The 13,732-nt window shown below is 71.2% G+C and carries 12 protein-coding genes; 6 read left to right on the forward strand and 6 right to left on the reverse strand.

Annotated features, from left to right (window positions below; genetic code table 11):
• Window positions 1-16: 16 nt before the first annotated feature.
• Complete coding sequence (locus ACZ48Z_RS19795) at window positions 17-1,183, reverse strand: MFS transporter (RefSeq protein ID WP_468737138.1); 1,167 nt, start codon at window positions 1,181-1,183, stop codon at window positions 17-19.
• A gap of 134 nt (window positions 1,184-1,317) precedes the next feature.
• Here ACZ48Z_RS19795 and ACZ48Z_RS19800 point away from each other — a divergent pair, with 134 nt between their 5' ends.
• From ACZ48Z_RS19800 to ACZ48Z_RS19810, 3 genes are all read left to right on the forward strand, one after another.
• Complete coding sequence (locus ACZ48Z_RS19800; RefSeq protein ID WP_468737139.1) at window positions 1,318-2,076, forward strand: helix-turn-helix transcriptional regulator; 759 nt, start codon at window positions 1,318-1,320, stop codon at window positions 2,074-2,076.
• The gene (locus ACZ48Z_RS19805) at window positions 2,073-3,050 is read left to right on the forward strand and encodes a threo-3-hydroxy-L-aspartate ammonia-lyase (RefSeq protein WP_468737140.1); all 978 of its coding nucleotides are present in this window, start codon (window positions 2,073-2,075) and stop codon (window positions 3,048-3,050) included. Before ACZ48Z_RS19800 ends, ACZ48Z_RS19805 begins: the two co-directional genes overlap by 4 nt.
• 142 nt (window positions 3,051-3,192) lie before the next feature.
• Complete coding sequence (locus tag ACZ48Z_RS19810; RefSeq protein ID WP_468737141.1) at window positions 3,193-3,552, forward strand: cupin domain-containing protein; 360 nt, start codon at window positions 3,193-3,195, stop codon at window positions 3,550-3,552.
• Window positions 3,553-3,900: 348 nt separating this feature from the next.
• Here the strand turns inward: ACZ48Z_RS19810 and ACZ48Z_RS19815 are convergent, their stop codons facing one another.
• Window positions 3,901-5,247: a vWA domain-containing protein gene (locus ACZ48Z_RS19815; protein WP_468737142.1), complete on the reverse strand. Its 1,347-nt coding sequence runs from the start codon at window positions 5,245-5,247 to the stop codon at window positions 3,901-3,903.
• Entirely contained in the window at window positions 5,244-6,104 is an 861-nt protein-coding gene (locus ACZ48Z_RS19820; protein WP_468737143.1) for an AAA family ATPase, read from the reverse strand. Before ACZ48Z_RS19820 ends, ACZ48Z_RS19815 begins: the two co-directional genes overlap by 4 nt.
• 237 nt (window positions 6,105-6,341) lie before the next feature.
• On the opposite strand from ACZ48Z_RS19820, the gene ACZ48Z_RS19825 reads away from it, so the two are divergent.
• The 3 genes from ACZ48Z_RS19825 (at window position 6,342) to ACZ48Z_RS19835 (ending at window position 10,845) form a co-directional block, all read left to right on the forward strand.
• Complete coding sequence (locus ACZ48Z_RS19825; RefSeq protein WP_468737144.1) at window positions 6,342-6,986, forward strand: hypothetical protein; 645 nt, start codon at window positions 6,342-6,344, stop codon at window positions 6,984-6,986.
• A gap of 39 nt (window positions 6,987-7,025) precedes the next feature.
• Window positions 7,026-7,625 carry a hypothetical protein gene (locus ACZ48Z_RS19830; protein WP_468737145.1) on the forward strand — a complete coding sequence of 200 codons (600 nt, stop codon included), beginning with the start codon at window positions 7,026-7,028 and terminating at the stop codon, window positions 7,623-7,625.
• Between the two features lie 247 nt (window positions 7,626-7,872).
• A complete protein-coding gene (locus ACZ48Z_RS19835) occupies window positions 7,873-10,845 on the forward strand; it encodes a family 78 glycoside hydrolase catalytic domain (RefSeq protein ID WP_468737146.1) in 2,973 nt (990 codons plus the stop codon).
• Here ACZ48Z_RS19835 and ACZ48Z_RS19840 read toward each other — a convergent pair.
• Genes ACZ48Z_RS19840 through ACZ48Z_RS19850 form a run of 3 tightly spaced genes read right to left on the reverse strand, consistent with a single transcriptional unit; the run spans window position 10,818 to window position 13,701 of the window.
• Window positions 10,818-11,474, reverse strand: a complete 657-nt coding sequence (locus tag ACZ48Z_RS19840) for a LutC/YkgG family protein (protein ID WP_468737147.1) — start codon at window positions 11,472-11,474, stop codon at window positions 10,818-10,820. The two genes, ACZ48Z_RS19835 and ACZ48Z_RS19840, sit on opposite strands and share 28 nt — an antisense overlap.
• Entirely contained in the window at window positions 11,471-12,949 is a 1,479-nt protein-coding gene (locus ACZ48Z_RS19845; RefSeq protein WP_468737148.1) for a LutB/LldF family L-lactate oxidation iron-sulfur protein, read from the reverse strand. Before ACZ48Z_RS19845 ends, ACZ48Z_RS19840 begins: the two co-directional genes overlap by 4 nt.
• Window positions 12,946-13,701 (reverse strand): (Fe-S)-binding protein, encoded by a 756-nt coding sequence (locus ACZ48Z_RS19850; protein ID WP_468737149.1) that lies wholly within the window; start codon window positions 13,699-13,701, stop codon window positions 12,946-12,948. The genes ACZ48Z_RS19845 and ACZ48Z_RS19850 overlap by 4 nt, the downstream gene beginning before the upstream one ends.
• Between the last annotated feature and the right edge of the window lie 31 nt (window positions 13,702-13,732).

Below are 13,732 nucleotides of genomic sequence, written 5' to 3' on the forward strand. Positions count from 1 at the left end.
CACATGGGTGGGGAGTTCAGTGCGGACGGGTGGTGCGGATGAGCCAGAGCGTGGCGGCCAGGCACAGCGCCGAGACACCACTCAGCAGGAGTGGAACGGCCCGGATCCCGGACCACTCGATGGCCTTGCCCAGCGCCGGTCCCGCCGCCACCCCGCCGACCATCGAGGCGGCGATGACCAGGGCGCCGGCCCGGCGGGCGCCGGGGGCCGCCCGGTGCAGCCAGGGCAGGCCGGTCGGGAAGATCGGCGCGATGAACAGACCGACTCCCGCGTACGCGTACGGCGCCAACTCCCGCACGGACGCCAGGAGGAGACAGACCGTCATGCCCGCGCAGGACACGGTGATGATGGCCTGCGCGGAGAACCGCAGCGCGATCGGGGCGACCAGGAAACGGCCCACGGTCATCATCAGCCAGTAGACGGAGGTGGCGGTCGCGGCCACCCCTGCGCCGTATCCCACGGTCTCCAGATGCGTGGGCTCCCAGCCGCCGACGCCCGCCTCGACGCCGACGTGCAGGACGTAGAGCGCCACGAACACGCTGAGCACCGAGACCAGGCTGCGGCTGAGCGTGCCCGAGGTGTCCGGAGCCGAGTCAGACGGTCGGGGCGCCCGGTCCTGTACGCCCTTCAGGCACAGCAGCAACGGGAGGGTGACCAGGGCGAATCCGAGGAAGACCGCGGGATAGTGCCCGGATCCCACCATTCCGATCAGTGCTGGGCCGAGGATCGCCCCCACGCCGAAGTGGGCGTTGAGGATGTTCAGCATCGCGGTCGAACGGTGGCCGAAGCCGACGGCGAACAGCTGGTTCAGGCCGTAGTCGATGCCTCCGAAGCCGAGGCCGGCCAGCAGCGCGGCGACCAGTGCGGTCGGCCAGTTCGGCGCCAGCGCGACGCCCGCGGCGCCGAGGGCCATCAGGAGGTACGAGGCGCCGAGGAGCCGCCGGTTGCCGATCCGGCCGTAGAGCCGGTCGAACAGCAGGACACCGGCGACTCCACCGGCGAAGTGCGCGCTGAGCCCGAGCCCGGCCCCGGAGGGCGACAGGCCGAACTCCGCGCGGAACGCGGGGATCGCCGGGCCGTACAGGGCCTGGAGCACGCCGATGAGGACGAAGCCGACGCAGGAGGCGACCACTGCGGCCGGACTGAAGACCGGAGTGTGCGCAGGCGCCGTCGTCGAGGACATGAACCCTGATGTTACCGGTAACATCGAGGCCGTCAAGATCCCCGGACAAACACGGAGGAGTGAAGGGGATTGGACTGGTGGTCCAGTTGCTGGATTGCTAGTCTAGAGGGACTGTCGGAGCGGGGAGGGGCGTCATGGAGGCCGAGCGGGATGCGATCCTCGCCGCGCTGACACCGGTCGTCGAAGGGATCGCGGCGACGTTCGGTCCGGTGTGCGAGGTGGTGCTGCACGACTACCGGCGCCCCGAGCGTTCGGTGGTGGCCATCGCCGGCTCGGTGACCGGGCGCACCGTGGGCGGGGCGATGAGCGAGATCGGCATGCGGATGGTCGCCCGCGGCGACGAGGCGGCCGACGAGCTGAACTACGTCACCCGCACGGACACCGGCAAGCTCGTCAAGTCGTCGACCATGGCGCTGCGGGACTCGTCGGGCGCGGTGTTCGGTGCCCTGTGCGTCAACGTCGACGTCGGCGCGGCGAGCGAGGTCCACGCCCTGCTGGGAGCGCTGGCCGGGCTCGGCGCGGCCCCCGTCGAGCCGCCCGTGACCACCTTCGGCGACGACATCGACTCCGTCGTCGACGTCATGCTCGACGCGCACCGCCACCAGTCATGGGCGCTGCTGGACCGCACCGGGCGCCTGGACCTGTTCCGGAGCCTGGACGAACGGGGCGTGTTCGCCGTGCGGCGCGCGATCGAGCAGGTGGCCGGACGGCTCGGGATCTCACGGGCGTCCGCCTACAGCTACCTGTCCCAGTCGCGAAAACAGCCGAACCGGGAACAGGCGCACCGGGAGCAGCCGAACCGAGAACAGGCGCACCGGGAACAGTCGAACCAGACACAGGCGAACCGAACACAGGCGAACCGAGAACTGCCGGACACCGGAGGACACCCGTGACGACAACCACCCCGCCGGTCACCCTGGACGACGTCCTGGACGCGGCCGCCCGGCTCAAAGGCGTCGCGCACCGCACACCGGTGCTGCGCTCACGGACGCTCGACGCCCTGGTCGGCGCCGAGGTCTTCCTCAAGTGCGAGAACTTCCAGCGGGTCGGCGCCTTCAAGTTCCGCGGCGCCTACAACGCGGTCTCCCGGCTCACCCCGGACCAGCTCGCCCGGGGCGTCGCCGCCTACTCTTCCGGCAACCACGCCCAGGCCGTGGCCCTGGCCGCCCGCGAGCTCGGCACCACCGCGGTGATCGTCATGCCCGAGGACGCCCCGCGTTCCAAGCGGGCGGCCACCGAGGGCTACGGCGCGCAGATCGTCACCTACGACCGCTACACCGGCGACCGCGAGGCCATCGCCGAGTCGCTGGCCGTCGAGCGGGGCCTGGCGCTCATCCCGCCGTACGACCACCCGCACGTGATGGCGGGACAGGGCACGGCCGCCCTCGAACTCCTGGAGGAGACAGGCGAGTTGGGTGCCCTGGTCGTGCCGGTCGGGGGTGGCGGACTGATGGCGGGAAGCGCGACCGCCGCCAAAGGACGGCACCCCGGCATCCGCATGATCGGCGTGGAGCCGCAGGCCGGCGACGACACCAAGCGGTCCCTGGAGGCGGGGCGGCGGATCGGCGTCCCGGTGCCCAGGACCATCGCGGACGGCCAGGCCGTGCACACGCCCGGCGAGCTGACCTTCTCGGTGAACCGGCGGCTGGTCGACGAGATCGCCCTGGTCTCCGACGGAGAGATCCGCGACGCCATGCGGTTCGCCTTCGAGCGGCTGAAGATCGTCGTCGAGCCGAGTGGCGCCGCCCCACTGGCCGCCCTGCTCGGTGGCAGGGCGGGTGACCTGCCGGACCGCGTCGGCGTGATCGTCTCCGGCGGCAATGTCGACGCGGAGCGCTTCGCGCGCCTGTGCGCGGGCGAGGACTGACACCGGCCCCGAATGGCAGCCGCGGGCGGACGGGCGGACGATGGAGGGATGGGGCGCGGACCCCGCCGGTGCCGCCCATGGACGGGTGGGAGACGGAGACCGGCCCCGGCCGTATCGAACACGGCCGGAAGGGAGAGCCGTCATGTTTGAGGTGAAGACGCTCGACAAGCCGGACGAGCGCAGGGATTTCCCCAAGGGGCATCTCGAAGCGGTCCACATGAGCGGACTGGACTTCGCCGTGGGCACCTTCGAGCCCGGCTGGCGCTGGTCCGAGTCCGTGGGGCCGATCGCGGGGACCAAGAGCTGCGAGGTCCACCACAACGGCTATGTGGTCAAGGGGCGGATGCACATTGTCATGGACGACGGCGGCGAGGGCGAAATAGGGCCCGGCGACATCTTCGTGGCAGCGCCCGGGCACGACGCCTGGGTCGTCGGCGACGAACAGTGTGTGGTCCACGACTTCGCGGGTGGCATGGCGACGGACTACGCGAAGAGCAAGTGAGGCACGCCCGTCCCTGACCGGCTCCTGCGGCGCGTCCTGGGCCGCGCAGTGGCCGCCCTGTGGTGGCGGAGAACTCCCTGCCGGGGCGTCGGCTCCCGCCGTCAGGTCCGTGTCGACGTGGTCGAAAGGTGACCCCGGGGAGAGCGGCCTAGCAGACCCTCGAAGGCATCGAGGCCGGTGCCTTCGAGTAGCTCGCCGCCGACCTGAGCCGACCGGTGAAGGCCGCACAGGCCGCCGGTCTCGCGTCGCCGTACCCGCAGTCGGCGGCCTGACCGTCCGACGGATGCGCCTGGCGTGGGCCGGTCGCCGCTGGTCCCGCCCGGCGCGCGGGAGGAGGACCCACATCCGTCAGATCGGCAGCAACCGTCCCACCAGCGCGCTGAGCTGCCGCACATTGCGGCACTCGTGCATCTCCACCAGCTCGGCGTACTCGTACGCGGCCGAGTCCCCGGTGCCCCACTGTGCAGCCGCCTCCGGGTTCAACCAGTAGACGCGGCGCGCCCGTTCGGTGATCTCCCGCACGGCGGCCAGGTTCGGGTCGCTCATGTTGGTACGGGCGTCACCGAGCACGAACACGGTGGTTCGCGGGCTCACTGCGTCGCCGTGGTGCTCGGCGAACTCGCCCAGTGCGACGCCGTAGTCGCTGCTGCCGTGCCAGCCCGTGAGGGTGGCCTCGGCCCGGATGCGTACGCCGAGCCCCTCCGGGTCGGCCGCGCCGTGTTCGAGGAGCCGGGTGACCTCGTCGAGCCGGTTGACGAAGGCGAACACCCGCACCTTGCTGAACTGGTCGTGCAGCGCCTGCACCAGCAGCATCGTGAAGTCCGAGAACCCCGACACCGAGCCCGACACGTCGCACAGCAGCACCAGTTCCGGACGGGCCGGCCGACGCCGCCGCAGCACCGGCTTCATCGGCACCCCGCCCGTCGACAAGGAACCGCGCAGAGTCCGCCGCAGATCGATGCTGCCCCGCGCGGCACGACGCCGGCGGGCCGCGAGCCGGGTGGCGAGCTTGCGGGCCAACGGCTGCACTGTGCGCCGCAGTTCGGCCAGCCGGTCCTTCCCGGCGAACAGGAAGTCGACCCGGTCGGTGGTGGTGGCCACCGCCCGCCGCGCGAGCTCGTCCCTGCCGCGCCGTTCCGCGACCCGCCGCCGGGCCTCCGTCGCCACCAGGGCGCGGAACACCTCGATGCGCCGCCGGATCTCGTCCTCCAGCAGCCGGTCGGCGAAGCCCGAAGCGCCCTGCCGTGCGCGAAGGGTGTCACGGACGGGCGCGAGGAGCGTCTGGGGCCGCAGCCATTCGAGCGTCTGGTACGACGACCAGCCGTCCGAGCCGGTGGAGTTGCCGTAACCGCCGAACCCGTCGACCGCCTGCGCCGCCAACCGGGCCATCAGCGCCTCGTCGTCCGCGGCGAGGGCTGCGGCGAGACGCTCGCGCATGTCCTCCCGGCCCGCGGACACCTCCTTGGGCGCGCCGACGCCGCGCGGGAAGTACAGGTCGAAGACCGGGTCGAACACCTGCCGCTGGGCCGTCCCGTGCAGCAGCGTCGCCGCCAGCCCCTCCCGCAGCCGCTCTCGGTCCGCCAGCCCGAGCGCCTCGACCGCCTGCGCCGCGTCCACCGTCTCACCCGTCCCGATGCGGACCCCGTGCGCGCGCAGGGCGCCGACCAGGGAGGTGAGCCGCTCGGCGGTGCTCACACCGCGTCCAGGTCGAGCTTGGCCCCGGCCTTGAGGATGTCGTCCTGGTGCTTGAGGAGCACGCCCAGGGTGTCCCGTACGACCGTCTCGTCGAGGTGGTCCGCGCCGAGCGCGAGGAGCGTGTGCGCCCAGTCGATCGTCTCCGCGACCGACGGCACCTTGCGCAGGTCCATGGCCCGCAGCGCACCGACGACCCGGACCACGGACCTGGCCAGGGTCTCGTCCAGGCCGGGCACCTTCAGCCGTACGATCCGCCGCTCCAGCTCCTCCTCGGGGAAGCCGATGTGCAGGAACAGGCAGCGGCGGCGCAGGGCCTCCGACAGCTCGCGGCTGGCGTTGGAGGTGAGGACGACGAAGGGGCGGCGGGTGGCGGTGATGGTGCCGAGTTCGGGAACGGTGACCTGGAAGTCGCTGAGCACCTCCAGGAGCAGCCCCTCGACCTCGACGTCCGCCTTGTCGGTCTCGTCGATGAGGAGGACCTTGGGCTCGTCGCCGCGGATCGCCGTCAGCAGCGGCCGGGAGAGCAGGAACTCCTCGCTGAAGATGTCCGTGCGTGCCTCGTCCCAGGTCTCGTCCCGGCCGGCGCTGATCCGCAGCAGCTGCTTGGCGTGGTTCCACTCGTACAGCGCCCGGGACTCGTCGACCCCCTCGTAGCACTGGAGCCGGACCAGCTGTGCGGCGGCGACCTCGGCGACCGCCTTGGCCAGTTCGGTCTTGCCGACCCCGGCGGGACCCTCCACCAGGAGCGGCTTGCCGAGCCGGTCCGCGAGGAAGACGGTCGTGGCGACCGCGGGGGAGGCGAGGTAGCCGGTCTCGGCGAGGCGCGCGGCGACGTCGTCGACGGATGTGAACAGCATCGGGGCCTCCGGCGCGGGTGCGAACTGGTGTCCAGGCAACTATCTAAGCGCTTGTTCACCTGTTCTGTCACGTGGCCGAAGGGCGGGGAGCGGCGATCCCGACCCCGCCGGACGCGGTCGCCGAGCCCTGCCTCACGCAAGAAGCCGTGCAGCGTGCGGCCGGGACACGTGGGGAGCGACCCGTCCTGAGGGGTGTACTCAGGGACACCTCCCGGCGGATGCGACAGGGCGATCGCCATGACCGACGGAATAGCCTGGCTCGCCGAGCCCCAATCCATCGCATGGGGCGGATACGGCATCGTGATGGCGCGGGACCTCGAATCGGAGTCCCTGGCACGGCGGGTCGCCGCCACCGGGTTCCGGGGCAGAACCGGAGCCCGCTTCATCGGAGAGCTCACCGGCCGGGAAACGCAGGACGTGCTGGAAGGCGTCTTCGGCAGCGCCCACCAGGAGATCGCCCTGCGCCACGGAGAGGTCAGTGAGTGGGCGTACGTCATCAAGTACGGCTGCTGGCAGGACCGGTTCGGTGGCACACCCCGTGTCGACCGCGGCGAACTGCACGTCTTCCACCTGGAGTTCGAGGAGGAGAACGGCAAACCGGTGCCGCCCGACTTCGCCTACTGCCACGACGGGAACCTGATGTGCGCGTTCAACCTGCACCTGGACGGCTCCTGGGGGTACGACGGGGTCCGGGGTCAGGCAGGGCTGGCGTCCGCCGTGCAGGACCGGCTGACCGCCGCCGGACTCCCCGACCCCGACCTGGACCACCGGACCGTGCACCGCACCTTGCTGAGCGTCCTCCAGGAGCACTTCGGCCTCTCGCTGCCCAGGCGGCGCATCGTGGAGGGGACACTGCCCACGCTCCTGCTGACCGCACCGTGACCAGAGGGCGTTGTCAGTGGCGCGCTGTACGTTTCGGGCATGGGGATCTACCTGGTGAGCGTGGGCGCGCGGGAGTGGTTCGACGAGGACGAGGACGAAGGCGGCAGGGGTGCTCTCGCCTCGGCGCTCGGCGCGGAGTTGAGCCGACGCGGACTGCCGCCGTACCACTCCTTGCCGGAAGCACCGGAGCGGTTGGTGCGCGGGGCGGGGATGTCGTTCGAGGAGAAGCTGGTGCCCTCCATGGACGGCTTCGAGGCGCTGTGCCGTACCCATCTGTCCCGGGAGGAGTGCGACGTCCTCTGCGGATGGTCGGTGCTGGTGCCGTTCTCCCTGGACGAGGAGATCTGGCTGCCGGTCGGCACCGCCTACACCGACACGACCATGGTGGCCGGCGCGCCTCAGGTCCTCGCCCTGGCCGAACGGCTCGCGAGGGCCGTCGCCCTGCCGGTGGACGAGATACCGGCGGCCTGCGACAACCTCGACCTGACCATGTGGTTCCTGGACGGACCGGTCAAGGACACGGCCGCCGCCCGGCCGGGACCCTGGGGTGACGACCTGGACGCCGCCTTCTACGTGGCGCTGTATCTGCGCGCCGCTCAGCACTCGTTGCGCCGCGGCTGCCCGATCGTGTACTCCTGACGTCCCGGCACCGTGTCGGGCGCTGGACGCCCTTGAGGGACGGGGAACCGTGCGACCGGTTCTCACGCCGATGCGGCGGACGACGGCCCACGGCTCATGAGACCGGCCGTCCGTTGTCGAACGGTTCCCATGCGCGCCTGGCAGACACGAGGCCGCCGGACCAGTAGACACATGTCGCAACAGCCACTGTCTTCAGCCGCCCGCTGGCTGAATCGATACAACTCCGAGCAGTCGAAGGGACACCGGGATGACCGACGGAGTCGACCGCACCGCCGTAGAGGGCCTGACCGTGGAGCACCGCGCCAACCCGCTCGGCGTGGACGCGGCCCGCCCGAGATTCGGCTGGCGCACCGCGTCCCGGGTCCGCGGCCGGCGCCAGACGGCGTACCGCATCCTCGTGGCGTCCACACCCGACCGCCTGACCGACGGCCGGGCGGACGTCTGGGACAGCGGCCGCACCGACTCGGCGGACTCGGTGGCCGTCCGCTACGCGGGCCCCGACCTGCGCCCCTCGACGCGCTACCACTGGACGGTCCAGCTCTGGGACGAGAACGCCCGGCCACTCCCCGAGGCCCCGACCGCCCGCTTTGAGACCGGTCTGCTCAGCACCGACGGCGTGACCGGCTGGGACGGCGCCCGGTGGATCACCATGGCGGGCAAGGCGGCCAACACCGCCGGGGCGCCCCTGCTGCGAAGGCAGGCGGAGCTCACGCAGGGACGGGTTCGCGAAGCCAGGCTCTACGTCTCCGCGCTCGGCGTGTACGACGCCTACGTCAACGGCCGCCGGGTCACCGTGCCTAAGGACGGCACCACCACCCTGGAGCTCCTCACCCCGGGCTGGACCAACTACGACACCACCGTCAGCTACTTCACCTACGACGTGACCGGCCTGCTCGTGGGCGAGCGTGAGCCGCAGGTCACCCTCGCCGCCGTGCTGGGCAACGGCTGGTACAACGGCCGGGTCTCCGACAACAGCGTCTACTACTCCGCGGACGGCAACCGCCTCGCCCTCAAGGCCAAGCTCCTGATCCGCTACGAGGACGGATCGCAGCAGACCGTCGTGACCACGCCCGGCGACGACTGGCGGGCCACCGACACCGGCCCCTACCGGGCCGACGACATCTACGACGGCCAGACCTACGACGCCCGCGCGGAACTGCCCGGCTGGACGGCGAACGGCTTCGACGCCTCCACCTGGTCCGGAGTCGAGGAGCACGACTTCACCACCCGGTTCCCCGGCTCCCGACTGGTCGCCCACCCCGGCGAGTCGGCCCGGCTGATGCCCGCCTGGGACCGCAGGCCGCAGTCGATCACCGTCCACACCGGCGGCGGTGCAGACGTCGACCCCACCCGGACGGTCACCGATCCCGCCGAGGCCGCCACCGCCCACCTGACCCTGCACCCCGGCGACACCGCCGTGATCGACCTCGGCCAGAACATGGTCGGCGTCCCGCGCTACACCCTGCGCGGGCCGGCCGGCGCCCAGGTCACCTTCGCGCCGGGGGAGATGCTCAACGACAGCAGCGCGGGCTCCGACGGTCCCGAGGGCTCCGTGTACCGGGCCAACCTCCGCACCGCCAGGGCCACCAGCACGTACATCCTCAAGGGCGACCCGCAGGGCGAGACCCACCAGGACTCCCTGACCTTCTACGGCTTCCGCCACCTCTCGGTGACCACGACCGCCACCGTCACCCTCACCGACCTGACCGGCAGGGTCGCCACCTCCGCGCTCCACGACATCGGGGACCTCACCACGGACGACCCCGACGTCAACCAGCTGATCAGCAACGTCCGTTGGGGCCAGCGAGGCAACTATTTCTGGGTGCCCACCGACTGCCCCCAACGCGACGAGCGCTGCGGGTGGACCGGCGACACCCAGCTCTTCTCCGCCACAGGCCTGTACAACGCCGACGCGGTCGCCTTCCTGAGCCACTTCCAGGACATCCTGATCGACTCGCAGCGCACCTACGGCGTCGACGGAGCCCAGTTCCCCTGGATCGCCCCCGGGGCCCGCTTCAACGAACCGGTCCCGGCGAGCGGCTGGGCCGACTGCGGGATCGTCGTCCCCTGGACCGTGTGGCAGATGAGCGGTGACACCACCATCGTCGACCGCAGCTGGGAGGCGATGACGGCCTACATGGACTGGATCCGCGCACGCACCGGCGACACCCACTCCGGGCAGGGGGCGATCTTCGGCGACTGGCTGGCCTTCCAGGTGACCAGCACCCAGCTCATCAGCGACGCCTACTACGGCTACAGCGCCCGGCTGATGGCGGACATGGCCCGCGCCACCGGACGCACCGCCGAGGCCCACGCCTACGACGAGCTCTTCGAGCACATCAAGCGGGCGTTCATCGACAAGTACCTGAGTACCGAGGGCGGCCGCCTCACGGTGCGCTCCAGCCTCGGCTCCCCGCCGCCGTGGACCCCGGGAGACAGCCCCACCCGGACCGAGGACGACACCCAGACCGCGCTGCTCTGGGTCCTCAAACTCGGCCTGTACGACACCGAGGACCAGCGCCGCCGACTGGTCGAGACCCTCGCCCAGAACATCGGCAACGACGCCGCCTACAAGGCCGCCCACCCTGACAGCACCCGCGTCGGACATGCGGAGAACACCCTCTCCGTCGGCTTCCTCGGCGTGAACGTCCTGGCCCCCGTCCTCACCGAGCAGGGCCAGGTGGAGCTGGCGTACAAGGTGGTGCACCAGGACGCGATGCCGTCCTGGCTGTATTCGGTGAGGAACGGCGCGACGACGGTGTGGGAGCGCTGGAACTCGTACTCGAAGGAGAACGGCTTCGGTCCGGTCGAGATGAACTCGTTCAACCACTACTCCTACGGGGCGATCGTGGAGTGGATGTACGAGAGCATGGCCGGTATCGCCAGGGACCCGGCCCACCCGGGCTTCAAGCACTTCTTCCTGCGGCCCCGTCTCGATCCGACCGGCGGGATCACCCGGGTCTCCGGCTCGCACCGGTCGCCGTACGGCGAGATCGTCAGCGAATGGGCGGTGCGGGAGGACGAGTTCGCGTACCGGGTCGCGGTCCCCGCCAACAGCACCGCGACCCTGCGCGTCCCCACGGCCGACCCCGACTCCGTGTGCGAGGGCCGCACCCCCCTGTCACGCGTCAGGGGGGTGACGTACCTGGGCTTCGAGGACGGCCTCGCGTCCTTCGAACTCCCCTCGGGGCGCTACGAGTTGACCTCCTCGCTCGTCTGACTGTCCACCAGTACGACCTCCAGGGTGCGCGGACCGTGCACCCCCTCGACCCGGTCCAGCTCGATGTCGCTGGTCGCCGAAGGGCCGGAGATCCACGTCAACGGGCGGGCCGGGTCGAGGAGTTCGAGGGCCTGCGGGACGGAGGAGACGACCTGGTCCGGGACCCGCACGACGCAGATGTGGTGGTCCGGGACGAGGGTGATACGACGGCGGCCCTGGTCCGGGCCCCCGTCCAGCACGATGGTGCCGGTCTCGGCGACGGCCACCGCGCACGCCGTGACCACGCTGTCGATCCGGTCCAGTTCGTGGGGCGTGCTGTCGGCCCGGTCCGGGATCTGCTCGGCGTCGGCGTCCGCCAGCCAGGCCTGCTCCAGGCCCGACGGCACGAGGACCGTCTTGGCCCCGCGTGCCGCCAGCATCCCGGCGAGCGTCGCCGGCAGGTCGGCCGCCGTGCAGCGGTGCACGATCGCCCGGTAGTCCGCGAGGTTCTCCGCCAGCAGCTCCACGGTCTGCCCGACGCTGCGGTCGCCGTGCTCCCGCAGATAGGCCCGCTCGATCGGGGTGTCCTCGCCCGGGACGTCTGCCAGTGCGCGCCGCACCCGGCCCAGGATCCTTTCCCTGCTGCTCACTTGCCGCCCTCCTTGCCGCCGCCTGTGCGCTGCCACCAGTCGCGGAACGGTTCCGCGGGCACGGGCGGCAGATCCCGGGTGCCGCTCCACGCCTTGCCGGGACCGGGCAGACTGCGCGGATGAAAGCGCCGGGTGCGTGAAGCCAGCCGCTGGCCGGTGCGCAGGGCCCCGGGGTGGGCGAACGCCCAGCGGGCCGCCCGCATCGCCGCGCGCTCGGCGGCGTGGCCCTTGGCGGGCTTCAGCACCACCTTGTTGCCCTCGCGGACCACCGGACCGCCCTGCACGATCCGCTCCCGCAGATGCACCAGTACCTCGGGGATGTCGATGGCGACCGGGCAGACCTCGTAGCAGGCCCCGCAGAGACTCGACGCATACGGCAGCGAGGCGTCGATCGCGCTCGCCGTGCCCCTCAGTTGCGGGCTGAGGATGGCGCCGATCGGGCCCGGGTAGACCGAGCCGTAGGCGTGGCCGCCCGCCCGCTCGTACACCGGGCAGACGTTGAGACAGGCGGAGCAGCGGATGCAGCGCAGGGCCTGGCGGCCGACCTCGTCGGCGAGGGTGTCGGAGCGGCCGTTGTCGAGCAGCACCAGATGGAAGGTCCCCGGGCCGTCCTCGTCCGTCGTCCCGGTCCACGTGGACGTGTACGGGTTCATGCGCTCGGCCGTCGAGGAGCGGGGCAGCGTCTGCAGGAAGACCTCCAGGTCCCGCCAGCTCGGCACGATCTTCTCGATGCCGACGACCGAGATCAGCGTCTCGGGCAGGGTCAGGCACATGCGGCCGTTGCCCTCGGACTCCACGACCACCAGGGTGCCGGTGTCGGCGACCATGAAGTTGGCGCCGGAGATGCCGACCTTGGCGCGCAGGAACTTCTCCCGCAGGTGCAGCCGTGCGGCCTCCGCCAGTTCGGCGGGCGTGTCGGTGAGCCCTTCGGGGGCCGGGCGGCCCCACTCGCCCATCTCCCGCTCGAAGATGTCCCGGATCTCGCCCCGGTTGCGGTGGATGGCCGGGACGAGGATGTGCGAGGGCCGGTCCTTGCCCAACTGCACGATCAGCTCGGCGAGATCGGTCTCGTAGGCGCGGATGCCCTCGGCTTCGAGGGCCTCGTTGAGCCCGATCTCCTGCGTGGCCATCGACTTGACCTTGACGACCTCCGACTCGCCGGTCATCTTCACGAGTTGGACGACGATGTCGTTGGCCTCGTCGGCGTCGGCGGCCCAGTGGACCGTGCCGCCCGCCGCGATGACCGACTCCTCCAACTGCACGAGATAGCGGTCGAGATGACGCAGCGTGTGGTCCTTGATCTGCTTGCCCGCCTCCCGCAGCTCCGCCCAGTCGGAGACCTCCGCGACGGCCTTCTCCCGCTTGGCACGGATCGTGTGCGTGGCGTGGCGCAGATTGCCGCGCAGCGTCGGGTTGTTGACGGCCTCGTGTGCGGCCTCGGGGAAGGCCGGCATTCCGACGAACGTCCCGCTCATACGGCCGGCTCCTTCTCCGTGCTCGCCAGGATCTCCGCGATGTGCACCGGCCGCATGCCCGACTCCAGCCGGCCCATCGTGCCGCCGATGTGCATCAGACAGGAGTTGTCGGCCGCGCACAGCACCTCGGCGCCCGTCGACTCCGCGTTGCGCACCTTGTCGGTACCCATCGCCGCCGAGACATCGGAGTTCTTCACCGCGAAGGTGCCGCCGAAGCCGCAGCACTCGTCGGCGCCCGGAAGCTCCTTGAGCTCCAGCCCCTCGACCGCCTGGAGCAGCCGCCGGGGCCGGTCACCGAGCCCTAGGCTGCGCAGTCCGTGACAGGTCGGGTGGTAGGTCACCGTGTGCGGGTAGTACGCCCCGACGTCCGTCACCCCCAGCACGTCCACCAGGAACTCCGTCAGCTCGAACGTCTTCGGCACCACGGGCGCCAGCGCGGCCGCGAGGCCGTTCCCGCGGCCCTCGGCGCGGGCCCGCTCACCCATCCTCGGATACAGCTCCCGCACCATCGCCCCGCACGAGCCGGACGGGGTCACGATCGCCTCGTACTCCCGGAATACATCGGAGAAATGCCGGGCCAGTGGTTCCGCGTCATGCCGGTAGCCGGTGTTGTAGTGCGCCTGCCCGCAGCAGGTCTGGGACATCGGGAAGTCGACGTCGACGCCCAGCCTGGTCAGCAGTTTCACCACAGCGCGCCCGGTGTCCGGATACAGCGTGTCGTTGACACAGGTCAGGAACAGGGCGACACGCATCGCGGCTCCTTGTGGTCGGTCATCGGATGAG

The sequence above is a fragment of the Streptomyces sp. NPDC031225 genome (assembly GCF_055570355.1).

Excerpts from the sequence above, each read along its gene's own strand:
- ACZ48Z_RS19810 (WP_468737141.1), top strand. The coding sequence starts at position 3,193 with ATGTTTGAGGTGAAGACGCTCGACAAGCCGGACGAGCGCAGGGATTTC.
- ACZ48Z_RS19800 (WP_468737139.1), top strand. The coding sequence starts at position 1,318 with ATGGAGGCCGAGCGGGATGCGATCCTCGCCGCGCTGACACCGGTCGTC.
- ACZ48Z_RS19825 (WP_468737144.1), top strand. The coding sequence starts at position 6,342 with ATGACCGACGGAATAGCCTGGCTCGCCGAGCCCCAATCCATCGCATGG.
- ACZ48Z_RS19850 (WP_468737149.1), bottom strand. The coding sequence starts at position 13,701 with ATGCGTGTCGCCCTGTTCCTGACCTGTGTCAACGACACGCTGTATCCG.
- ACZ48Z_RS19795 (WP_468737138.1), bottom strand. The coding sequence starts at position 1,183 with ATGTCCTCGACGACGGCGCCTGCGCACACTCCGGTCTTCAGTCCGGCC.
- ACZ48Z_RS19820 (WP_468737143.1), bottom strand. The coding sequence starts at position 6,104 with ATGCTGTTCACATCCGTCGACGACGTCGCCGCGCGCCTCGCCGAGACC.
- ACZ48Z_RS19835 (WP_468737146.1), top strand. The coding sequence starts at position 7,873 with ATGACCGACGGAGTCGACCGCACCGCCGTAGAGGGCCTGACCGTGGAG.
- ACZ48Z_RS19845 (WP_468737148.1), bottom strand. The coding sequence starts at position 12,949 with ATGAGCGGGACGTTCGTCGGAATGCCGGCCTTCCCCGAGGCCGCACAC.
- ACZ48Z_RS19830 (WP_468737145.1), top strand. The coding sequence starts at position 7,026 with ATGGGGATCTACCTGGTGAGCGTGGGCGCGCGGGAGTGGTTCGACGAG.